Annotated in this window: 20 protein-coding genes; 4 read left to right on the top strand and 16 right to left on the bottom strand. The window is 37.9% G+C overall.

The annotated features are described in order from the left end of the window. Positions 1-18: 18 nt before the first annotated feature. From IGJ11_RS06015 to obgE, 7 genes are all read right to left on the bottom strand, one after another. Entirely contained in the window at positions 19-531 is a 513-nt protein-coding gene (locus tag IGJ11_RS06015; RefSeq protein WP_010719261.1) for an adenine phosphoribosyltransferase, read from the bottom strand. A 13-nt stretch (positions 532-544) separates the two neighbouring features. Beyond that, a complete protein-coding gene (gene recJ / locus IGJ11_RS06010) occupies positions 545-2842 on the bottom strand; it encodes a single-stranded-DNA-specific exonuclease RecJ (protein WP_094940435.1) in 2298 nt (765 codons plus the stop codon). A gap of 206 nt (positions 2843-3048) precedes the next feature. Continuing rightward, entirely contained in the window at positions 3049-3486 is a 438-nt protein-coding gene (locus tag IGJ11_RS06005; RefSeq protein WP_010719263.1) for a LapA family protein, read from the bottom strand. Positions 3487-3496: 10 nt separating this feature from the next. Then, entirely contained in the window at positions 3497-4285 is a 789-nt protein-coding gene (locus IGJ11_RS06000) for an SDR family NAD(P)-dependent oxidoreductase (RefSeq protein WP_010737503.1), read from the bottom strand. Further along, the gene (rnz, locus tag IGJ11_RS05995) at positions 4269-5222 is read right to left on the bottom strand and encodes a ribonuclease Z (RefSeq protein ID WP_010719265.1); all 954 of its coding nucleotides are present in this window, start codon (positions 5220-5222) and stop codon (positions 4269-4271) included. The genes IGJ11_RS06000 and rnz overlap by 17 nt, the downstream gene beginning before the upstream one ends. A gap of 164 nt (positions 5223-5386) precedes the next feature. Next, complete coding sequence (locus IGJ11_RS05990) at positions 5387-5938, bottom strand: DUF1269 domain-containing protein (protein WP_207432260.1); 552 nt, start codon at positions 5936-5938, stop codon at positions 5387-5389. 267 nt (positions 5939-6205) lie between these two features. Then, positions 6206-7519, bottom strand: coding sequence for a GTPase ObgE (gene obgE, locus IGJ11_RS05985; RefSeq protein WP_161652423.1), 1314 nt, complete (start codon positions 7517-7519; stop codon positions 6206-6208). A gap of 329 nt (positions 7520-7848) precedes the next feature. Between obgE and gap the strand changes: the two genes are divergently transcribed. Further along, positions 7849-8859 carry a type I glyceraldehyde-3-phosphate dehydrogenase gene (gene gap / locus IGJ11_RS05980; RefSeq protein WP_010719268.1) on the top strand — a complete coding sequence of 337 codons (1011 nt, stop codon included), beginning with the start codon at positions 7849-7851 and terminating at the stop codon, positions 8857-8859. Positions 8860-8990: 131 nt separating this feature from the next. Here the strand turns inward: gap and IGJ11_RS05975 are convergent, their stop codons facing one another. The 3 genes from IGJ11_RS05975 to IGJ11_RS05965 form a co-directional block, all read right to left on the bottom strand. After that, positions 8991-10748 (bottom strand): hypothetical protein, encoded by a 1758-nt coding sequence (locus IGJ11_RS05975; RefSeq protein WP_438772443.1) that lies wholly within the window; start codon positions 10746-10748, stop codon positions 8991-8993. Positions 10749-11346: 598 nt separating this feature from the next. Next, positions 11347-12282 (bottom strand): alpha/beta hydrolase, encoded by a 936-nt coding sequence (locus IGJ11_RS05970; protein ID WP_053766076.1) that lies wholly within the window; start codon positions 12280-12282, stop codon positions 11347-11349. Positions 12283-12623: 341 nt separating this feature from the next. Then, complete coding sequence (locus IGJ11_RS05965; protein ID WP_010719272.1) at positions 12624-13718, bottom strand: DUF871 domain-containing protein; 1095 nt, start codon at positions 13716-13718, stop codon at positions 12624-12626. Between the two features lie 184 nt (positions 13719-13902). Here IGJ11_RS05965 and IGJ11_RS05960 point away from each other — a divergent pair, with 184 nt between their 5' ends. Beyond that, complete coding sequence (locus IGJ11_RS05960) at positions 13903-14661, top strand: peptidylprolyl isomerase (protein WP_010719273.1); 759 nt, start codon at positions 13903-13905, stop codon at positions 14659-14661. A gap of 127 nt (positions 14662-14788) precedes the next feature. Here IGJ11_RS05960 and fabZ read toward each other — a convergent pair whose 3' ends face one another. Then, a complete protein-coding gene (gene fabZ, locus IGJ11_RS05955; protein WP_010719274.1) occupies positions 14789-15229 on the bottom strand; it encodes a 3-hydroxyacyl-ACP dehydratase FabZ in 441 nt (146 codons plus the stop codon). Between the two features lie 216 nt (positions 15230-15445). Here fabZ and fabI point away from each other — a divergent pair, with 216 nt between their 5' ends. Further along, a complete protein-coding gene (gene fabI / locus IGJ11_RS05950; RefSeq protein ID WP_010719275.1) occupies positions 15446-16201 on the top strand; it encodes an enoyl-ACP reductase FabI in 756 nt (251 codons plus the stop codon). Between the two features lie 448 nt (positions 16202-16649). Here fabI and IGJ11_RS05945 read toward each other — a convergent pair whose 3' ends face one another. After that, positions 16650-17663, bottom strand: a complete 1014-nt coding sequence (locus IGJ11_RS05945; RefSeq protein ID WP_010719277.1) for a branched-chain amino acid aminotransferase — start codon at positions 17661-17663, stop codon at positions 16650-16652. A gap of 168 nt (positions 17664-17831) precedes the next feature. On the opposite strand from IGJ11_RS05945, the gene IGJ11_RS05940 reads away from it, so the two are divergent. Then, positions 17832-18746, top strand: coding sequence for a mechanosensitive ion channel family protein (locus IGJ11_RS05940; protein WP_034697771.1), 915 nt, complete (start codon positions 17832-17834; stop codon positions 18744-18746). 90 nt (positions 18747-18836) lie between these two features. Here IGJ11_RS05940 and cbpB read toward each other — a convergent pair whose 3' ends face one another. The 4 genes from cbpB to racE form a co-directional block, all read right to left on the bottom strand. Further along, positions 18837-19337 (bottom strand): cyclic-di-AMP-binding protein CbpB, encoded by a 501-nt coding sequence (gene cbpB, locus IGJ11_RS05935; RefSeq protein WP_010719279.1) that lies wholly within the window; start codon positions 19335-19337, stop codon positions 18837-18839. A gap of 107 nt (positions 19338-19444) precedes the next feature. Further along, the gene (locus tag IGJ11_RS05930) at positions 19445-19957 is read right to left on the bottom strand and encodes a metallophosphoesterase (RefSeq protein WP_010737496.1); all 513 of its coding nucleotides are present in this window, start codon (positions 19955-19957) and stop codon (positions 19445-19447) included. Next, positions 19954-21303 carry a ribonuclease PH gene (rph, locus tag IGJ11_RS05925; protein ID WP_010737495.1) on the bottom strand — a complete coding sequence of 450 codons (1350 nt, stop codon included), beginning with the start codon at positions 21301-21303 and terminating at the stop codon, positions 19954-19956. The genes IGJ11_RS05930 and rph overlap by 4 nt, the downstream gene beginning before the upstream one ends. Positions 21304-21306: 3 nt before the next feature. Then, entirely contained in the window at positions 21307-22128 is an 822-nt protein-coding gene (gene racE / locus IGJ11_RS05920; RefSeq protein WP_207432275.1) for a glutamate racemase, read from the bottom strand. Positions 22129-22360: the final 232 nt, after the last annotated feature.

Here is a 22360-nt window from a genome sequence, read left to right as displayed (position 1 = left end):
TATTAAGCAAAAAATCGTTTAATATTCCATCAAGGTGATCATATCATATCCTTCGATTTTTTCACGACCATCTAAGTCCATTAGTTCGATCAAGAAAGCACAGCCAACAACGACACCGCCCAATTTTTCTACTAATTCGATCGTTGCTTTGATCGTTCCCCCTGTAGCCAATAAGTCATCACAAATCAAGACTCTTTGTCCAGGTTGGATCGCGTCTTTATGGAGTGTCAATGTATCTGTACCGTATTCCAGTCCGTAAGTTACTTCGATCGTTTCACGAGGCAACTTCCCTTTTTTACGTACAGGCGCAAATCCAACTCCTAATTCGTAAGCTACAGGACAGCCAACGATGAATCCTCGCGCTTCTGGTCCTACAACCATATCGATTCTTTTTTCTTTCGCATAATCTACGATCTGTTTCGTTGCTTCTCTGTAGGCATCTCCATCAGCCATAAGGGGCGAGATGTCACGAAAAATAATTCCTTTTGCTGGATAATCAGGAATACTTGCAATATATTTTTTTAAATCCACTATTTGTCTCCTCCTAGGTTGTTAACCTTTTTTTAATAGAGGGAATATCACTTAACAATAAGAATTCCTCTACTTTGATTTTTTTTATTCGTTGCTGATAACGCACGCTATCAGTCAACGGATGACTTTTGGGATTAGCGATCTTTTGCAAAACGCCATCTTCTATTGTAACAAATTTCAATTCAAAAAACACCTGAATCATAAAAATTAATAATTTTTGTGGTATTTTTAGATATTGAGCAATTGAGCCTAATTTATAGCGAATATCAATTTTTTCTTGTGTATGGATCAGTTTGAACAATTTGGCATATTGTTCTCTTGACCCAACTCCATTCAAATAAGCTTCTTCATAAGAAATCCCTAATAAGTACATTCGATCGAAAGAACCAAAGGCAAGGATTTCTTTTAATATTTCTAAATCATTTGGACAATCAACTACCAACAAGGAATGATATGAATTATCGTGGATCAACTGCTTGATATGTTCCACACTTTCGAACACGTGGACATTGTCTGTAGCCAGTCCAGAGATTTCTTTTAAAGAAGAGCGATCAAACGCAAGATACAATGTTTGTGGATCAACCTTCGTTAACTGACGGTATCTCTTTGAACGCCAATCAAAAATTTGAAATCCATCAACAACAAAGTCTGATACCAGCAATTGCGGTTTTTTCCGACCGTTCCATTCATTGATAGCTAATTTCCCAACGATATCCACTGGATTATTTAACAGCTCAGCTTCTTGGTCGCCAAAACCAAATGCTACCGCATCTAACGGACTAGCTTCTTCCATCAATGTTAACTTCAAATGTTGCTGACTCGTACCAATTCTTTTCACATTTTCAGCCAAGATTTGGCGAAACAGAAAGTGAGGTACCGCATTGTCTGTACCATATGGTGCAAGTAACTTTAATTCATTAAGCAATTCAATGGTTACATCTTTGGGTGTAAGGACTTCGTCGATCGGTAAAGCTGCACCTTTTGTCAAATCTATTTTTTGTTCGGAAACATACTGATTCATTCGTTTTTGTAATTCTTGAAGATTATCACTAGGCATCGTTAACCCTACAGCAGCATGGTGTCCTCCAAAGAAAGTAAATAAGTCACGCATCGCATCTAACATTTCATATAGATTCAGGGCTTCGACACTTCGGCCAGATCCTTTCGCTGTACCATCTTCTTTGATCGTTAAGACGATCGTCGGTTTACCAGTGGCATTCATCAGCTTACCAGCTACGATCCCCAACACTCCCTCATGCCACCCAGGATGGGCAAGAAGGTGGATCTGATTCGTTTCATCAATCATTTCCAATGCTTCTTGGGTAATTTTTTCAACGACTGCTTTTCTTTCTTCATTGATCGTGTTGAGTTTTTTGGCATACGTGAGTGCCGCTTCCTCATCAAAGGTAGCTAGCATCTCGACAGCTGGATTAGGATCACCCATTCGGCCAATCGCGTTGAGCCGAGGGGCAATTGAAAAGCCGATGGTCGTTTCATCTGCTTCTTTCATAGAGACGCCACTTTCATTAAATAAAGCTTGTAAACCGATCCGTTCGGTTTCTTTGATCGTATCTAACCCTAAAGCAACAAGTGTGCGATTTTCGCCTGTCATTGATACCAAGTCTGCAATCGTTCCAATCGCCACTAGATCTAAAAATTCAGCAGGAGGTTCTTCTAATAATGCTGTTGCCACTTTAAAAGCTACTCCGACACCTGCTAGATCAGGAAACGGATAATTCCCTTGTGGATGTCGTGGATGTACGATAGCGTAGGCTTCAGGTAATTCACTGGGCATTTCATGGTGATCTGTGATGATTACATCAACACCTGCTTGTTGCGCATAAGCTACGGCATCGTGACCAGCCACACCATTGTCCACTGTAATGATCAATTGCGCACCTGCATCGATTTTTTCTTGATAAACGGCTTTGTTTGGTCCATAGCCATGGATAAAACGATTGGGTAAAAATGTTTCGACATTGGCACCGAGTAGCTCCAATGTTTCTTTCATCACTGTCGTACTTGTAATCCCATCTGCATCGTAGTCACCATAAACGACTATTTTTTCACCATTGATCACCGCTTCTTGGATTCGACTGATGGCTTTATCCATGTCATGCATTAAGTAAGGATCATGCAATTCTTGATGTTTGGGATTCAAAAATTCTTTTACTTTCTCTACATCACGATAGCCTCGTTGCCAAAGTAATTTGCCAATAAAAGGCGATAGATTCTCTTGCTTTATACTTTGAAGAAACATTTCAGTCGGTTCTGATTCACTTAATTGCCAATCATAATTTGCTTGTCTCACTTGCTCACCCCTAACCTAGTTATTATAGCAAACGAAAAGTTTAAAAAAAAGAAGAAAGATAGCCACAAACACATTAAAATGGTCTTCAAAAAGTCGTTACTCACTTTTTGAAGACCATTTAACAAACCCGAAACTCAGCTTTTTCCTCTCAGCCAAATATAACAATGGTTCCTGCCATCTTTTATTTTGATCTCGTTCATAAAACTTTAGTCAAAATAATTATAGCTTTGCTTTGCTGAAATTTTCTGCGTATCAGATGTTGACGACTGTGCTTGTTGTAGTTGTTTTTTCGTTGCTTGTAATTCTGCCTGATAAGCAGCTTCTAATTCTGCTCGTTCATTTCGGAATGTTCGTTGTTGTTCTTCCTTTGCTTCAGCAATTTTTTTATCAAGATTTTCTTGATAATCTGATAGTTCCTGCTTTAATTGTTTGATTTGTTTTTTCTGTTGCCATAAAGTGGTTGATGCAGTAACAAAAACAATCAATGCACCAATAATCGCCGAACCAATGATAACTAAAATCAATGGTGCAGAAAATGAAGCAATCCCAAAGTTAACAGGAACATTTCTGTTGTTTAATACAGCAAATACGACAATAATCAAGACAAGCAAAAATCCAATAATCACACTACTTTGTTTTTTCATACTCTTTCACCTACTTTTTATTAAAAATCCCACTTGCGAGGTAGTCGCCAATAGTCGGAAAGAGAGTGTAAAATTTAGCCGCTATTTCAAGAAGGACAGGACGATTCACTTCACGCTTTGGATGTTCCATTGTTCGTACAATTGTTTTTGCTAGTTTCTCCGGTTCTAAAACAAGTTGACTAACTTTTTCTAAATAACTGCCGGTAGGATCAGCTTTATCAAAAAATTCAGTAGCAACCGGTCCTGGATTCACCGTAGTGACTGCCACTCCAAGTGGTCTTAATTCTAATCGTAAGGCATTAGAAAAGCCTAAGACAGCAAATTTTGTTGCTGAATAGATCGTTGATTTCGCCGTCGCCATTTTCCCAGCCATTGAAGCGATATTGATGATATGTCCTTGCCTTCTTTCAGCCATATCAATCGCAAATTTTTGGGTTAAGACCATCATTCCTAGTACATTTACTTCAAACATATCGTAAGCTTTTCCTAAATCGAAAGTTAAAAAATCTTCAAAAATGCCAAAGCCGGCATTATTGACTAACACATCTACACGCCCGACTGTTTGCATCACTTGTTCATAGAGCCGATCGACGCTGTCAGGATCACTCACATCTACTGGAAAAGCATAGGCTTCCTTTCCGCTTAATCTCTGACATTCTGCTTTAACCTCATCAATCAATTGGCTTCGTCGAGCACAAGCAATGACGATAGCACCTTTTTTTGCAGCTTCATAACAGATTTGAGCGCCCAATCCACCAGAACTACCGGTAACTAAGACAACTTTATTTTCTAAATTCATTCTTTTCCTCCTCACGAAATGGAATATCGACAGTATCAAAATCTTTCATGATCCTTGTATTTGCAAAGACCTCACGTGCCTCTTCTTCTAGTTCTTGCGCAGCTTTTCCTAAATAGCGCGCACTAATATGGGTTAATAACAAACTTTTCGCTGCTGCTTCTTTAGCTACTTCAGCCGCTTGATAAGTCGTCGAATGGAAGTAGTTCTTTGCCAACTTGGCTTCATTTTTGTTAAACGTACTTTCATGAACCAAAACATCACAGTCTTGGGCCAATACGATTGAATTTGCTGTCTTCCTCGTATCACCTAAAATCGTAACGATCCGCCCTTTTTTGTCTGGTCCCACAAACTGCTTCCCGTCCACAACCCTTCCATCAGGTAATTGAACAGATTCTCCTTTTTTCAACTTTCCATATATTGGTCCAGCCGGAATATTCAGTTCTTGTAATTTTTCAACTTGAAGCTCTCCTTTATGGTCATGTTCCACAACCCGAAAGCCATAGCTGGCAATTCCATGATCTAATTTTTTAGTATAGACAGAAAAATGCTGATCTTGAAAAATCGGCTGATCTTCAACTAACTCGATGAATTTCAACGGATAGCCTAAACGTGTTTGCGAAACAGCTAACGAAGTTTTGACAAATGTTTCGATTCCTTTTGGTCCGTAGATTTCCAGGGGCGTATCTCCCCCTTGGAATGAACGACTGCTTAACAAGCCTGGCAACCCAAAGATATGGTCACCATGTAAGTGAGTAATAAATATCTTTTCAATCTTTCTTGGACGAATGTTGGTACGTAAGATTTGCATTTGCGTTCCTTCACCACAGTCAAATAACCAGACTTCATTTCTTTCATCCAAAAGTTTTAATGCAATACTGGTAACGTTTCGATGTTTGGCAGGTACCCCTGCACCAGTTCCTAAAAATTGTAATTCCATAATCTACCTGACTTTCTTTAAACTCACTATTAATTTTATGGGAAATGTGTCGGATAATCAACCGAAAGTCCGTATTGCTTCCTAAATAATTGCATTTTTATTGGTACTAAAAAAAGAAAAACGCCTTTTTCACGCGTTTCTCTTTCTTTATTCTGTTCGTCTCTTTATTGAGGATGTTTGTCTTTCCACGATTTCCGTGCCGTTTCTTGTGTTTGTTTTTCGACTTCTTTAGCAGCGTGGACGTCTTCTTCGACCTCTTCATAATCTAAGCGAGTAATTTCGCCACCTAAATCCATCGTGACTAATTGGTTCAAAGGACGATTATCTTCTTCTTCAGCAATCAAAATCAAACCGGTTGCTCCTTCGCCAATTTTATTGCCCACAAAATCAAAAACTGTCTGAGCATCTTGGATTTCCTTGGCATCCTGCGTAGCACCGATCATCCCGCCAGCAAACCAGCCTAAAAGAATCCCTAGTGGGCCTCCCAAGACACCGACTAACATTCCGATTAAACCACCTTTTGAAGATTTATTGTTTCCAGTAAAATCCAAAAAATCCTCTATTTTGAATTGATGCGTTCCATTAGGATCATGACTAATCACTGCCATTTGTTCACCCTTGATGGCACGAGAAGCGTGTAATCGTTTGATTTCAGAAAATGCTTGGTAAGCTTGACTCTCTACAGGGAAATTCAAAATAATCACTCGTTTGCTCATAAAAACACTCCTCTATTCATTTTCTTTATTCTAACTTTTATTTTAAAAAAACAAAAGGAAAAACCCTTTAATAAATAACATATAAGAAATATAAATTTTTCCTATTAAAAAATCTTTCTGAGCACTATTGATGATAGCTTAAAAATTTTTACCAAAAGACAAATCCTACCAATGCTTAAACCAAAAAAGCGCCAAACCATTTTTCTGGTTTGACGCTTTGTTGATATTGAGTGTTAACATGGGCTCTTTTCATGAGCATACGTAATCTTATTCGACAAACTCAAATTCAAATTCACCGATTCTCACTAGATCGCCATCTTTTGCTCCACGGGCACGTAAAGCTTCGTCAACGCCCATTCCTCTCAACTGACGAGCAAAACGCATAACAGTTTCATCGTGATCGAAATTCGTCATTTGGAATAGTTTCTCAATTTTTTCTCCTGATAAGATCCAAGTAGCATCAGGATCTCGATCGATTTTAAATTCTGGCCCTTCTGGATTGAATCCATATTGAACTGTTTCTTCTTCGATTTCTTCATCATATAACGGAAACTCTGGTGTTACTTCTAGAAGATCCGCTGTCGCATTCAGCAATGGATCAATGCCTTTTCTTGTTACCCCTGAAACTGGAAAAATCGGCATATCGTCTGCAAATTCATCTGTTTTTTCTTTATTAAGCTGCTCTTTGAATTTTTTCAAATTTTCTTCTGCGTTTGGCATGTCCATTTTATTGGCTACAATTATTTGAGGTCGTTCCAATAAACGAAGATTATAAGTAGACAATTCATGGTTGATCGCCAAATAGTCTTCGTAAGGATCTCTGCCTTCCATCCCACTCATATCAATCACATGTAAAATAACACGAGTACGTTCGATATGACGTAAAAACTGCGTTCCTAAGCCAACACCTTGAGAAGCTCCTTCAATCAATCCAGGAAGGTCCGCTGCTGCAAAACTGCGTCCATCGCTAGTTGTTACCATACCAAGATTTGGTACTAATGTCGTGAAATGGTACGCGCCGATTTTAGGACGAGCAGAAGAAATAACTGAAAGCAGCGTTGATTTACCTACAGATGGAAAGCCTACTAGCCCAACATCAGCCAAGACTTTTAGCTCTAATTCGATTCTGCGTTCCTGACCTGGTTCGCCGTTTTCTGCAATTTCTGGTGCTGGGTTTCGTGGAGAAGCAAAGCGGATGTTTCCTCGTCCCCCTCGACCGCCTTTAGCAACGATTAAAGTTTGACCATTTTCAATCAAATCGCCTAACAAAGCGCCTGTTTCAGCATCACGGACAGTCGTTCCTTGAGGGACTTTTACATAAGTATCTTCTGAACCCCGACCGTGCATCCCTTTACTCATTCCGTTTTCTCCTGGCTGTGCTTTAAAATGGCGATTGAAACGAAAATCCATTAATGTACGTAAACCTTCATCAACGATCAAAATGACGTCACCGCCACGACCGCCGTCACCACCAGCAGGTCCTCCATCAGGTACATATTTTTCTCTGCGAAAAGCGACCATTCCGTCGCCGCCTTTACCGGCCTTCACATCGATGGTTACTTGATCTAAAAACATGGACATCTTTAAGTCCTCCTATTTTAATTATCTATTATTCATTTGACTGCCTGAATTTCCACAATAAACAAAAGTCTTATTTATTTTATCGGTCAAAAGCTATTTTGTCTATCGTTTCAATTAAACTTTCCAGGTTTTGTTCATTTTTTCTATTTTACTTAAGTAAATTGTTTCAAAGATATCCTAGTGCTTGACATCTCTCAGACCATTTTATCACTTTACTTTTGTAAGTATCTTTTTTTGACAAATTTTGTGAACAGGAGGAAAATGACAGTGTATTAATCAAGGATGCGAAGTTTGCACCCTCAATATCACTAAAGGAGGAACTTTTGATTATGACAGTAAAAGTAGGTATTAACGGATTTGGACGTATTGGACGTTTAGCTTTCCGCCGAATCAAAGAAGTATCTGATGATATTGAAGTCGTAGCAATCAATGACTTAACTAGCCCAACAATGTTGGCACAGTTGCTACAATTTGATTCAACTCATGGAACCTATCCCGGTACAGTTACTGCAACAGAAGACTCAATCGTAGTAGATGGTGAAGAAACGCGTGTCTATGCTGAACCAGATGCAAGTAAAATCCCTTGGGTTAAAGAAAACGGGGTCGATATCGTACTGGAATGTACTGGTTTTTATACTTCGGAAGAAAAAGCACAAGCCCATTTAAACGCTGGGGTAAAACGTGTAGTGATCTCTGCTCCTGCTGGTGCAATGAAAACTATCGTATACAATGTAAATGATGATACGTTAGATGCTAATGATAAAATCATTTCGGCAGGCTCTTGTACGACAAACTGTTTAGCACCGATGGCTTATTTCTTAAATAATGAATTTGGTATCGAAGTGGGGACTATGACTACCGTTCATGCTTATACTTCTACACAAATGTTATTAGACGGACCAGTAAAAGGTGGAAATTTACGGGCAGCTCGATCAGCAGCTGACAACACGATCCCTCACTCAACAGGTGCGGCAAAAGCAATTGGCTTAGTTATTCCAGAGCTTCAAGGGAAATTGCAAGGTCACGCACAACGAGTACCTGTAGTGGATGGTTCATTAACAGAACTAGTTTCCATTTTAAAAACAAAAGTGACCGCTGAACAAGTGAACGAAGCGATCAAGAAACATACCGAAGACAATCCATCATTTGGTTACGATGATCGTCAAATCGTCTCTGGTGACGTAATCGGTACCACACAAGGTTCGATTTTCGATCCAACTCAAACAGAAGTCACAACGGCTGGCGATTACCAACTCGTAAAAACCGTTGCTTGGTATGACAATGAATATGGTTTCACTTGCCAAATGATCCGTTTGTTGGAAAAATTTGCTAATCTTTAATCACCAAAAAATCACATGTTTTCAAAGATAGAAAATAGAGACCGTTTGAACGACTCGTTGAGTGGTTCAAACGGTCTCTTTGTCTAGTTCTTCTAAACTGGTTCAAAAAGAACGAGTGATGGTAAACCTTATCATCTCTCTTGATCAAAGATAGAATTTTTATAAACATCCCTTATTTGCGAATTACTAGCTCGTGTTTTTTTCACTTTCTTTTGAGCAAAGTGTTCTGGATAAGCTATTTTCAATGCTCTTTCTTCTCCTAAATTATTCGCTAACTCTGTATTTTTTCCACTCAATTTCTCAAGATCATTAATATAAACATAACGCCCTAGCTGCATTGTACTTGAAAAAATAGCAAAATCTACTGCGGCAGAAAAATGATGAAATCCCTGTTTTGATTTTAAATAAGCACTTTGATCAATGATATAATCTGTAACTTTTCCTCCATTGCTAATTAAAGATAAATCCCTTTGAAGGATAAAGTCACTTTTGTTCTTATCGTTGCTCTTATTGAGTGCTTGTGCTAGTTCTGATAGGTTAGATTTAGAAATTTCAAATTCATGTACACAAGGTAACAGACCATTTACTTGCGTTCTTTTTTGATAGTAACCTGTGGGATCAACCACTGAAACGATAAAGTTCCCGAAAGTATTTTTCCGTATTACACAACCAAGATTCTGTTTTTCATGAGGTCCCCTGTCCTTCAACTTGATCTGAATATCATGAGAAGTAACTAGAAAAGAAGTTGGATCGCCTGGCATTAATCGAGAGAGTTCTTGTACAATCGAATTTTTTTCTAACTGATAATACTTACTATATTGAAGTGAACGGCTAATTGCTGCCACTTCATTTGGCAGAACAATCCCTCTTGACTGTTTTAATTGTTCTTCTGCTTTCTCAAATATTTCTTTTGGTTCCCGCAGCTCAGCTAGGTAAATCCCTCTGTCTTCTACTTCTACTGAATCTTGTCTATACGGCGATTTTCTTTGTTGAGAAGTTGTGAGTATTGTATCTTCAATTTTTGTTTTCCAATTCTTATCCATATTTTCCACTTGTTCAGTTTTATTATGTACAATAACCATCGAATGAAGAAGATTTTCCGAATATTGTAATTGGTTCATCCTCTTAAGTGCTGCGTAATGAAACTCATTCATCAAACGTTTATGATTATTTTGTTGAGTTGCTGGTGTAAGATTGAAGTAATCCATTTGGGGCTTCGTTTGTTCATCAATGGCCTTAACCTTCTGACCTTGTATTTGACCGCTCTTTTGAACATCCTCATGAATTTGATCAATAGCATTCCCATAAAAAATGTAGTCAACAGTGTAATATAGTTGCGGAAGTAAGAAATGAAATTTTTTTGAATGTGATATATTCTTTGCCGTTTCTTTTATTTCTTGTTTATTCCTAAGATTCTCAAATTTATCCACTAGTGTAGTCTCATTCTCATGGCTAGAGTGTAATGGCGTGCCCAATAGATTGGCTAACTCTTTGGTTTTGTCTTGATCGATTGCGCATTTGCGAATCGTGAGCTCTTGGTCATTCGAAGTTACCAGTGTAACGAGATATTTATTGTTTTGATTTTGGATAATTGCTCCTGTTAAACTAGTGTATACAGGCTCGTTTTCAGTGGTGTCCTTAATCAACTCTTTTTCCTCTTTATGTAACGGTCTCCCACTTAGGAGTGGTAATACGAGAAAACGAGCTTCATCTCCACTTAAGTGTAAGAGTTCCTGTTCTATTTTTTGTGTATCTTGGATAGCATCGCTACTCCGTTCGAATGAATCGTACATTGTAAACTGACCTTTTTCTTCAACTAAACTTGTTATGTTAGGATCGGCACTCACGTTGATCATATGACCCCAAATTTTCAAATACTCTTTAAACATCGCTTTCGTCTCATTCAAATCAGGAATATGCCGAATATCTCCAACTGGAAGATCAAAAAATTGTTCATACATTTTGAAATTCCCAAATTTGTCTTGCTTATTTACTTCAATCGAAGGTTTTTTTTTGAACAAACGTTTTGTGCGGTTCACAACTGAATTTTTAGTATCTTTAGAGGATATTGAATTGACTAATAATCGTGCGCGCAAAGCTTGTTCTAGTTCTAGTTTATTTGCCAGTGGCATTTTTTCGCTCCCTTTCTTGAGATCATTTTTTATAATAAAAATCGTTTCGTGCGATTGATTCGCTTTTTTTCATGAAACGATTTTATATCTGTTTTTATGTCAAAAAGGCTCCTAAATTCATTTTCTCTATTTTCATTCTTCACAATGTATTTTTCGATAATGACAGAAAGGTTCCTCTTTGCCTATTCTTGATTTTCGTTCGTTTTTTTGTCTGATTTATGTAAAATTCTCAACTATATATGTAAGCAGTCACCCATATTTCTATTGTGAACGGATGACTGCCGGTAAATAAAAAGAATGAGTTCTCTCTATTAGAATCCTAAAATTATTTTTGTATTAGCTATTAGCAAACAACTCATTGGACATATTTTGCTAAAAACTCTTTGACGGTTTGCTGATACTTTTCTGGGTCTGCCTGATACGCTTTTGCGTGTTCGGCTCCCTTGACCACGTATTTTTCTTTTGGTCCCTTAGTTGCAGCATATACTTTTGCTAACATATTATAGGGAACGAATGTATCCGCATCACCATGGATAAATAACATCGGTTTCGTATTTTTAGTTAATTGATCAACGGCACTTGCTTCCCCAAAAAAATACCCTGCTCGAATTTTTGTAATCAAGCTAGTCACTTGGATCAATGGAAAAGAAGGTAAGTTGAACATATCTTTTAGTTGATATGCAAGTTCTTCATCAACTGACGAATACCCACAGTCTTCGATGATCGCTTTCACGTTATTTGGTAGCTTCTCACCGCTCGTCATCATCACAGTTGCTGCACCCATACTTACTCCATAAAGCACGATTTGTTGCGACTGCCCTGTTTCTGCTAAGATTTTATCGATCCATTGGACGTAATCTTTTCGCTCTGGCCAGCCGAATCCGATATAATCCCCTTCACTACGCCCGTGGCCTCGAGCATCTGGAACTAACACATTGTAGCCTAAATCATGAAACATTTTTGCATAATTTGCCATTGTTTCTGCATTCCCCATATAACCATGGGCAACAATAACTGTTTTATCACTTTTCTTTTCTGCTGGCAGATAGATCGCAGACAATTTCAAATGATCTGTTGATGTTAGATGCCAGTAAGTGCGATTCTCTTTCTGATTGAACCACTTTGTCGCCTCGTTTTCTTTTGTTGTTTGAGAAGTTCCCGGCGTATCGTTTTCTAAAAAATCCTTTTCTGATGGGACAACTGCATAATTATAAAAATAGTTGCCTGCAAATAATAGAACCACTATCACGACAATAGCAATTCCGATTACTATTTTTGTCAAAAGTTTCATCGCTTTCCTTCCTTATTCCATTATTAATACTAATTCTTGATTAAGTATAAACAAAGAAGTTATTCGATGCAATCCTTCCAAGAGTAAATATAAAGCTCCACATCACCCATTTCTCTTCAAATTTCATTTATAAATGGTTGTAAAAAAACCATCTTCACACAACTAATCTATCAAGATCAGTCTTGTTATCTCAGAGACATAACATCTTGACAAATTATTTAGACTAATCAATTTTTCAATCATTTTTACAAAAAAAACTTCAAAACCAGTTGAATTAACCGGCTTTGAAGTTTCCCCGATGTTCTTAGCTTTTAAACAAAAAATTTAAAAGTTAGGAACCATTATTTTTTATTTTCGATCATTTTAAAACTTGACCACGGTTTTAAGAAGTCTAATAAGAACAATTCATCTTCTGAAATACGTCCGACTACATTCACACGACCGTCATTTTTCATCTCTTTTAGCGCAATTTGAGTTTCACCTTTGTATTGGTCATACCCCACATTATCAATCAAGACATCCCCGCGAGACATGTCCCGGGTATTATGTGGTGGGAATGGTTTATCTTTATAGTAGATTCGTGTCATTGTTGATCGAAGGATATATTCTGAACGATCACCACGATAGCTGTGGAGATTATCAAACAAACAAATCCGTTCATCTTCGGTGATATCTTCTTCAACATCTACTTTCAACGTTGGATAATCTGCATTAAATGCTTCTGCCATCGCTTTTAGTTCTTCCTCGCTCGCATAAGCATTGCCGATAGAAATATCATCGATCAAACCCGTAAGCATCAAGTGCTTGACTTGTGTAGAAATCTCTAAGTTTCGATGATCTTCAAGCGAACACAACCCGTCTTGCGTTGGCCATGGTCCGAAATCAGCGGTTTGAGAATTGACGAATGCCATTGTATTCAAATTATAATTTCTAAATTTTTCTGAGCAATACACAAAATGATCATAACTCAAACCAGAATAGCGATGAGGGTAAAAATTATGAGACCCTAACAAATTATTAGTATTCGGAGAATAACTCATGATGTTGTCAACATAACTAGTTCCAGAACTCATATTGATCTCAATCTTAATACCGTATGGATTACGTGTCATTTTTGCTTCTTCAGCTCCCGTAAACCCGATATCTAAACGGATGCCGTACGCTCCCATCTTATGGAAAAAGGAAAGATCATCGTAGGATATCCCTAATTGTTCAAATAATGCTGGGTTGATATCTACCATAACTTCCATTCCTAATTGGTTTGCATATTCCACAACTTTAGAAAAATCAGCTAAAACCTTCTCTTTGTCATCTTCTATTTGTAATAAGCTAGTAAATACACGTTTGAATCCATATTTATGTGCTAAATCCAAATATGCTTTGTCCTTTTTGAACGTTGAACGTTCCGGATAAATCGAAATACCTAATTTTCCCATCAGTTGAATCCTCCCAAAATCTTTTTTGTATCCACTTACATTATAACAAAAGCGCTTTAAATGGTCTACACCTTTGAGAAAAGTGATCATAAACGAAGAAATTATGAGAAAAAGAATAGGTAAATTGAACATTATTTGTTATCATTATAGATAACAAACTGATTATCTTTGAAAGGAACCAAAAATGAAAACAAAAAAACTTCTTTTAAGTATGGGATTGGTTGCAACCCTACTATTTGCAGCAGGGTGTAATCAAAGTGAACCAAAAACAAACACTTCTGAAACAACAAGTTCAACAGAAAAAACAACGGAAAGCAGTACAAAAGAAAGTGTCGATTTAAACGCACTCCCTCTTCCTCAATTGAGCAATGAGGTCGCTGCCAATGAAGATCTGGTTGAGATGGTCACATCAAAAGGGACAATCAAAATGAAATTATTCCCTGAATTGGCCCCTAAAGCAGTTGAGAATTTTATGACACATGCTAAAGATGGCTATTACGATGGCTTGACTTTCCACCGAGTGATCAAAGATTTCATGATCCAAGGAGGCGATCCTAAAGGGGATGGTACTGGCGGTGAAAGTATTTGGGGCAAAGGATTTGAAACTGAAATATCTAACCAGCTTTACAACATCCGCGGAGCTTTATCCATGGCACGTGCCCAAGATCCTAACAGTAATGGGAGCCAATTTTTTATCGTCCAAAACTCAGATGATATGCATGACGGACTATTAAAAGATGATTACCCTCAAGCAATCATCAATGCGTATAAAAATGGTGGCTATCCTAGTTTAGATGGTGAATATACGGTCTTTGGACAAGTCATCGAAGGAATGGACGTTGTAGATAAAATCGCAGAGGTTGAAACAGATGCCTCAGATAAACCAAAAGAAGCGGTTAAAATTGAAAAAATCAATATCTTACAAGAAGCGAAAGAATCATAAGACGAATCATTAAGTAAAAGCCGAAGAATAACGAAAGGTACTCCATTGCCCTTCGCTGTTCTTCGGCTTTTACTGATAACTGGGTCCTTGTAAATTCTGCTTTTATAAAAAAAGCCGCTTTACCCAATTAAGCATCTTTGTTCACAATAAAAGTAAACTCACACTCACAAACTTTTTTATCCTCGACATAAGCCGCAGATAAAGCGGTCCCTACTGCACCCTTCATTTTTGTGATTTCAAAATGACATTTCATCACGTCACCAGGAACCACTTTCTGGCGAAATTTCGCTTTGTTAATCCCACCGATATACGCTCTTTTGCCTAAAAATTCTTCTGATTTTAAAATCAGAATCGATCCAGCTTGCGCTAAGGTTTCTAGAATCAATGCACCAGGCATTACTGGATTATCAGGAAAGTGTCCTTGGAAGAAATCTTCATTGATTGTTACATTTTTCGTTGCGACGATTTTCTTTCCTGGTTCTAAGGTATCGACATAATCGATATAGCATATTGGATAACGATTGGGAATCAAATCCATTACTTCAGTAGCTGATAATACGTAAGACATAATATACTCCTTCTTTTGGCTAATTGCCTTGATTATTACTTTGATTATCAAAGTATCATATTCTTAAATTTTTAGCAATCTTTTTTTATTATTAAAAAAAATAGTTTGACAATCAAAGCATTTTGACTAATAATAGAAAATCAAGAGGTTATTATTTTGCAATTATTGTTTATTATACAACCTATTAAATCTTTTTAAGATCAAAGGAGTGTCAATATGTCTTTTTTAGAAGGAAAGAAAATCGTCATTATGGGCGTCGCAAATAAGCGAAGTATTGCTTGGGGTTGTGCCGAAGCAATGATGAAACAAGGTGCTGAGATCATCTATACTTATCAAAATGAACGCATGAAAAAATCATTGCTTAAATTAGTCGGCGAAGATGCCTTTACGGTGGAATGTGATGTATCAAGTGATGAAAGTATTGAAAAAGCAATGGATGCAATCGGCGAATATGCTGGAGAAATCCACGGCCTAGTACACGCGATCGCATACGCAAACAAAGAAGAATTATCAGGAAACGTATCCGATATCTCACGTGATGGCTATCAATTAGCGCAAGATATCAGTAGCTATTCATTAATCGCTGTAACAAAATATGCACAAAAGTATCTAGCACATAACAGCGGAATTGTAAGCATGTCTTATTTAGGATCAGAACGCGCTATTCCTAACTACAACATGATGGGAATTGCAAAAGCATCTTTAGAAGCAGCCATCCGTTACTTAGCTGCAGAACTATCTCCTAAAGGCATTCGTGTCAACGGTATTTCAGCTGGGGCGATCAAAACATTAGCGGTTACTGGCGTGAAAGATTACCAAAAATTGATCCAATTATCTGAATCACGTACACCAGATCAACAAGGTGTGACGATCGAAGAAGTCGGAAATGCCTGTGCCTTTTTAATTAGCCCATTATCAAGCGGAATGATTGGCGACATTGTTTATGTAGATAAAGGCGTCCACTTATCTTAAGAGAACCCTATTTACTTTAGTCATCCCATTAAAACAACGCGAATCGCTTTTTATTTAAGTAAGATAACGGAAAATTCGTTTAACACTAACGAACTCACCGGTTTCAAATAAATTTTAAACGACGACCCAATATTGATAGGCTTATCAATATTGGGTCGTCTTATTTTTATTGATCCCTAAAAAAATATGAGACCCAGACAATGATACGCATGAAATATGCCTATCTAGATTAATGCGGCAGATTACAAGCCAATTGATTGTTAAAATATAAACAGTTTATATTTTAATATGAGTGAAATTGTATCTTCTATTTGGTGATGGATAAACTCTTCTAAAGTAGTATGTGGCAAGAAAGCTTGTAAAACTAATTTATAAAAAAACTAGGACAGATCATCTATATCTGTCCTAGAAATCGTAGCATCTCTTTTTTATTAGATTATACTGTTGTTTATTCGACTACTTCGATCCAACCCTCAGGCGCTTCTACATCGCCAAACTGGATCCCTGTCAATTCATCATACAATCGTTTAGTTACAGGACCAACTTCTGTTTCGCTATGGAAAACATGTAAGTTATTTTGATAATAGATCCCTCCGATCGGTGAGATGACCGCTGCTGTGCCACACGCTCCTGCTTCGGCAAACTGATCTAATTGATCAATAAAGATATCCCCTTCGACAGCAGTTAAGCCTAAACGCTCTTCAGCCAATTGTAAGAGTGAATATTTCGTGATACTCGGTAAAATCGATGGCGATTGCGGTGTGATAAATTGCCCATCTTTAGTAATACCAAAGAAATTCGCTGCACCGACTTCTTCAATTTTCGTGTGAGTAGCAGGATCTAAATACACGCAGTCTGAATAATCTAATTCCTTCGCTTGTGTACCTGGCAACAGACTAGCTGCATAGTTCCCTCCTACTTTTGCTGCCCCTGTTCCATTAGGTGCTGCCCGGTCGTACTCTGATACGATAAAGTTCGTTGGTTTCAAACCACCTTTAAAGTAAGCACCAACTGGTGTACAGAAAACGACAAATAAGTACTCTGGCGCTGGGTGTACACCAATGTTTTCACCGACACCAATCAGAAAAGGACGTAAGTATAATGTTGCGCCTGTTCCATAAGGTGGTACAAATGCTTCGTTCGCTTTGACTACGTCTTTCACAGCTTCAATGAACATTTTTTCTGGTACCATCGGCATCAATAACCGTCTAGCACTTTGATTCAAACGACGGCTGTTTTGATCTGGTCGAAAAAGATTGATCTTGCCATCTTTTCTTCGGTAAGCTTTTAATCCTTCAAAGCATTGTTGTCCATAATGAAGCGCTGGAGAACCTTCATGGATTGTTAAATAGTTGTCTTCCGTCAATTCTCCTTTTTCCCATTGACCATCTTTCCACTTTGCAACGTAACGCCAAGGAGTTTTGATATATGAGAAACCTAAATTATTCCAATCCAATTGCATATTCATTCCACCTATCTTTGTTTTGTGAATATTTTAGCACTATCCTTGAGGTTTGTCATTTTATTTTTTGGAAAATTTCTGAAATTTGAAACAGTTTTGCTGATTTTCTTTTTCCCTCGTTCTTGTTACAATACAGTAGTGAGTATATATTTTAGAAAAGGGGATCTTATGTTTTTACAACTAGCGACAACAGCAACCACTTCCACTGGTGAAACATTAACTGACCAAGCAGTCCACCAAGTGAATGCTTTTCAACGTTTCTGGAATACGATCGATTGGGATGCAATTTTTGCAACCTTCATCCAAAAAGGACTTTATTTAGTTTTTTTAATTCTTTTATTTGCCATACTCAACCGTGTCGGAAAATATTTAATTGATAAATCTTTTAAACAATATTCTAAGAAATCGGTTTTGAATGAAAGTCGTTTAAAAACGTTACACAGTCTGTTAAATACGATTTTCCAATACACGATGGGTTTTTTCTTTATTTATGCGATTTTATCCGTCATTGGTGTTCCGATTGGTTCATTGTTGGCAGGAGCGGGAATTGCTGGGGTAGCAATTGGATTGGGCGCACAAGGCTTTATGAGTGATGTGATTACTGGCTTTTTCATTATTATGGAACAACAAATGGATGTCGGAGATTATGTAAAATTAGCGAATCTGTCAATTGAAGGAACAGTGGCTTCTGTCGGTATTCGGACGTTACAGTTAAAAGCCGTAGACGGTACGGTCCACTTTATTCCCAATCGAAACATCACGACTATCAGCAATCTATCCAGAGCGAATATGCAAGTTCTACTTGATATTCGCATCGTGCCGGAAGAAGGCTATGATTCTATCTACGAAATCATCGATCGTGTAAATCAACGATTAGCTGAAAAATACCAAGACGACTTACAAACTGAACCAACAATTTTTGGATTAGTCGATTTAGGGAACAGTAATTTTGCGATTCGAACCATTTGTTATGCCTTGAATGGGAAACAATTTGTTTTGAAAGAAGAATTTTTGAGTTCTTATGTAAAAGAATTGACAACAGCAGGATTTACCATTCCTAACAGCCCGATCAGCTTGAAATAAAAAAGATTGAGACGATTCCTTACGCTTTCCATTAAATGACCTTAATGGAGAAATAAGTGTAATCAGTCTCAATCTTTTTTGCTTTAATCGTTAACTAACGATGTCTAACTTTTCTTTTAATTCTTCGACTTTAGGCGAAACAATGTTTCGTCGTTCCAATTCATGCACCATATAGTTGACTGCCTTTAGTAGTTCTTTTCGAGTAATGATCCCTTTAAAAACTTTGTCTTCTGTAACAACCGGTAGAAAAGGTGAATCAACTAATAAATGGAGAACTTCTTCTAGTTCCCAATTTTCATCGATCGTTGCAACATTCGTTTCCATTACATCTGCAACGGTTAGTCCTTCTAATGGGTCCATGCTGATCGTTTGTAGATCGATCATTTTATTGACGACATCAGATAAGCTAACTAATCCCACGAAACGGTCATCTTTTCCTAGTACAGGGATCTTCGTATAACCTACTTTCGATAAAACAAGCAAACCATGTGATAATGGATGTTGATACATGACATTCGCTACATTTTCAGCCGAGATCAAAAAAGTCTCTCGATTTTGTAGCAATAACTCTCTTACAATCGGTCCAATCATTGGAGGGCCTCCATTTCAATTTCATTTCAACATAATTATTTTACCGAAAACGGATGCAAAATTCATATAAAAAATCGAGATTTTAGTAAAAATTAGAGATTTTTTGCTTACAAGGAAAAAGTGAAAGCCAGTTCCTCGACAGGTTGATGCGCTCGATTATAATATTGAACATTGACTTGTTCTCCACTGTGTTCAATCAAGGCATAAGAAGGGATTTGGATCGGTCCTCGTGGTTGCGAAATGCTTCCAGGATTCAAATACAAGACCCCTTCTACTACCTCACAACCAATTTGATGCGTATGACCAAAAAAGACCATCGTTGCTTGGTTGGCTTGCGCTTCAAGCGCTAATTGAGTAAGACCAAAACGAACATTTGCCAAATGTCCATGAGTGATAAATATTTTATCTTTCCCAGTATCAACCCACTCTTTTTCAACAAATCCCGGTCCGAAATCACAATTTCCCTTGACTACATGGAAGTGCGTCCACAATTGATCTTCTGGCGATAATTCTGAATCGCCACAGTGAAAGAAGAAATCCACTTTCGTTTGATAACGAGCAACTAGATCAGCTAAGATTTCCCGATCACCATGGTTATCACTGACAACTAAATATTTCATTTGTTTTCACCTTCCAACCAGCTTTGCCATACTTGGCTCAATTTTTTCATTGCTTGTGCCCGGTGGCTGACTTGGTTTTTTTCTTCACTTGACATTTCGGCTGCAGTTTCAGTTGAACCGTCAGGAATAAATAGTGGATCATACCCAAAGCCGTTGTCTCCTCTTGGGATTCTTCCTACTTTTCCTGGCCATTGCGCTTCCACCACTAGACTTTCTTTATCCGGTGCAGCAAAAACCAAGGTGCAATGAAATTGCGCCGTTCTTTTCTCATCTGGAATCTCCGTCATCTCATAAAGTAATTTCGCATTGTTTCCTGCGTCACTTTTGTGTTCGCCGGCAAATCGTGCAGAGTAGATCCCTGGCATGCCGCCTAAAGCATCTACTTTCAAACCAGAGTCATCAGCTAATACAGGTTGATTCAACAAATAAGCAATCGTTTCCGCCTTCAGACGAGCATTTTCCTCAAACGTTGAACCAGTTTCTTCTACATCAGGTAATTCAGGATAGTCAAACAATGTTTTGACTTCATAACCTGCTTTGCCAAACATCGCTTTAAATTCTTCTGCTTTCCCAGCATTTTTGGTAGCAATAACGATCGTCTTCAAATCGTCCTCTCTTTCTGCTCGTTGCTCGAACAAGACATTTTTTTGTTCAAGAATCAATTGCTCAATCGCCGTTTTCCCATAAAAGAGCAGATCGTTTAATTGTTCTCCATCAAAGGTTGCTTCTTCCCCAGTTCCTTGAATCTCGACAAATTTGCCAGATTCAGTCATGACTAGATTCATATCGACTAGCGCTGCAGCATCTTCTTCATAATCTAAATCTGCCACACATGTCTGATCGGGTAAAATCCCAACACTGATAGCAGCTAAATGTTCAATAACTGGGTCTTCACGTAAAACTTTTGTTTGAAGTAACTTTTCGACTGCTAATTTTAACGCAATAAAAGCTCCTGTGATGCTAGCCGTTCTTGTCCCACCATCTGCTTGCAAAACATCGCAATCAATGATAATACTACGTTCGCCTAACTTTTTCAGATCAACGACCGCTCTTAACGAACGACCAATCAACCGTTGGATTTCCATTGTGCGTCCTGAAAGTTTTCCTTTGCTGCTTTCTCTTCGATTTCTAGTATGAGTCGCACGTGGCAACATGCTATATTCTGCTGTTACCCAACCAGTTCCTGTTTCTCTTAAAAATGGCGGAACGTTTTCTTCAATCGTAGCAGAACAATTGACGATCGTATCACCAAAGTGAATCATAACAGAACCTTCTGGATGTTTAAAAACATTTGTTTCAATCTTTATTTTTCTTAACTGCTGAGGTTGTCTTCCATCGTGACGCATCTGTTATTTCCCTCCTAATTCAATATGCTCAACATTCAACTGATCGAGCATCAGCCAATCTTGTGCAATCTCTTTAAAAAGCTTAGCTGAACCAGTCGTATAGAATTGACATAACGTCCGACCCTCACTGACTGAATTGCTGATTTCAAAATAGTCCAGCAACATCGAAACTTCCCCGACAGTCTCTGCACCTGAATCGATTAATGTTACACTTTCTCCCATAACGTTTTGGATAATCGGACGTAACAAAGGGTAATGGGTACAACCCAATATTAATGTATCGATTTTCTTAGTAACCAATGGCGCTAGTGTCTGGGCAACGATTTTTTTTGCAACTGACGAATGATATTCATTACTTTCCACTACCGAAACGAATTTTGGACAAGCCAAACTAGTCACGGCAAGTTCAGGTACCTTCGTTTTCAGCGCTGTTTCATAAGCACGACTTTTGATCGTTCCGAGGGTTCCGATAATCCCTACTTGTTTATTTCTTGTTTGTTTAACAGCTGCTCTTGTCCCAGGTAAGATCACACCAATGACTGGAATAGGAAGTGCCGCCTTGATTTCTTCTAAAGCAACCGCAGTAGCAGTATTACAGGCAATCACTAACATTTTGATGTTTTGTTCCACCAAATGATTCGTCATTTCCCAAGTAAATTCGATCACTTGTTCTGCCGGTCTAGGACCATAGGGGCAACGGGCAGTATCTCCAACATATAAGATATTTTCATTTGGTAATTGTTTCAATGCTTCTTTGACCACCGTCAATCCACCAACACCTGAATCAATAAAACCAATCGGGCGATTATCAGTCAATAGTATCATCCTTTTTCTCAATAAATTCTATCTTCCTTATTGTGGACTTTTTAAGGTGATTTTTCAAGTACTACCTTTGTACTTCTATCCATAAAGCTTGAATAGCTCACACAGTCGATCTAAAGAATCACTAGTTTGACTTAATGATCTTAAGTTAGTTGTTTTTAGCAGATGAAGATTGCTCTTTATCTACACTTATCATGAATGATTGCGATTCGTTTTAGAGATACTAGAAGAGACT

Origin of the sequence: Enterococcus sp. DIV0691, from assembly GCF_051711145.1 — a bacterium.
GTDB lineage: Bacteria > Bacillota > Bacilli > Lactobacillales > Enterococcaceae > Enterococcus_B > Enterococcus_B hirae.
Note: the sequence above shows the minus strand (reverse complement) of the source record. Positions and strands in the feature narration are given on the sequence as shown.

What these genes read in the sequence shown, in the direction of transcription:
- IGJ11_RS06005 (WP_010719263.1), bottom strand. Translation starts at nt 3,486, where the DNA reads ATGAAAAAACAAAGTAGTGTGATTATTGGATTTTTGCTTGTCTTGATT.
- IGJ11_RS06000 (WP_010737503.1), bottom strand. Translation starts at nt 4,285, where the DNA reads ATGAATTTAGAAAATAAAGTTGTCTTAGTTACCGGTAGTTCTGGTGGA.
- rnz (WP_010719265.1), bottom strand. Translation starts at nt 5,222, where the DNA reads ATGGAATTACAATTTTTAGGAACTGGTGCAGGGGTACCTGCCAAACAT.
- IGJ11_RS05990 (WP_207432260.1), bottom strand. Translation starts at nt 5,938, where the DNA reads ATGAGCAAACGAGTGATTATTTTGAATTTCCCTGTAGAGAGTCAAGCT.
- obgE (WP_161652423.1), bottom strand. Translation starts at nt 7,519, where the DNA reads ATGTCCATGTTTTTAGATCAAGTAACCATCGATGTGAAGGCCGGTAAA.
- gap (WP_010719268.1), top strand. Translation starts at nt 7,849, where the DNA reads ATGACAGTAAAAGTAGGTATTAACGGATTTGGACGTATTGGACGTTTA.
- IGJ11_RS05975 (WP_438772443.1), bottom strand. Translation starts at nt 10,748, where the DNA reads ATGTTTAAAGAGTATTTGAAAATTTGGGGTCATATGATCAACGTGAGT.
- IGJ11_RS05970 (WP_053766076.1), bottom strand. Translation starts at nt 12,282, where the DNA reads ATGAAACTTTTGACAAAAATAGTAATCGGAATTGCTATTGTCGTGATA.
- IGJ11_RS05965 (WP_010719272.1), bottom strand. Translation starts at nt 13,718, where the DNA reads ATGGGAAAATTAGGTATTTCGATTTATCCGGAACGTTCAACGTTCAAA.
- IGJ11_RS05960 (WP_010719273.1), top strand. Translation starts at nt 13,903, where the DNA reads ATGAAAACAAAAAAACTTCTTTTAAGTATGGGATTGGTTGCAACCCTA.
- fabZ (WP_010719274.1), bottom strand. Translation starts at nt 15,229, where the DNA reads ATGTCTTACGTATTATCAGCTACTGAAGTAATGGATTTGATTCCCAAT.
- fabI (WP_010719275.1), top strand. Translation starts at nt 15,446, where the DNA reads ATGTCTTTTTTAGAAGGAAAGAAAATCGTCATTATGGGCGTCGCAAAT.
- IGJ11_RS05945 (WP_010719277.1), bottom strand. Translation starts at nt 17,663, where the DNA reads ATGCAATTGGATTGGAATAATTTAGGTTTCTCATATATCAAAACTCCT.
- IGJ11_RS05940 (WP_034697771.1), top strand. Translation starts at nt 17,832, where the DNA reads ATGTTTTTACAACTAGCGACAACAGCAACCACTTCCACTGGTGAAACA.
- cbpB (WP_010719279.1), bottom strand. Translation starts at nt 19,337, where the DNA reads ATGATTGGACCGATTGTAAGAGAGTTATTGCTACAAAATCGAGAGACT.
- IGJ11_RS05930 (WP_010737496.1), bottom strand. Translation starts at nt 19,957, where the DNA reads ATGAAATATTTAGTTGTCAGTGATAACCATGGTGATCGGGAAATCTTA.
- rph (WP_010737495.1), bottom strand. Translation starts at nt 21,303, where the DNA reads ATGCGTCACGATGGAAGACAACCTCAGCAGTTAAGAAAAATAAAGATT.
- racE (WP_207432275.1), bottom strand. Translation starts at nt 22,128, where the DNA reads ATGATACTATTGACTGATAATCGCCCGATTGGTTTTATTGATTCAGGT.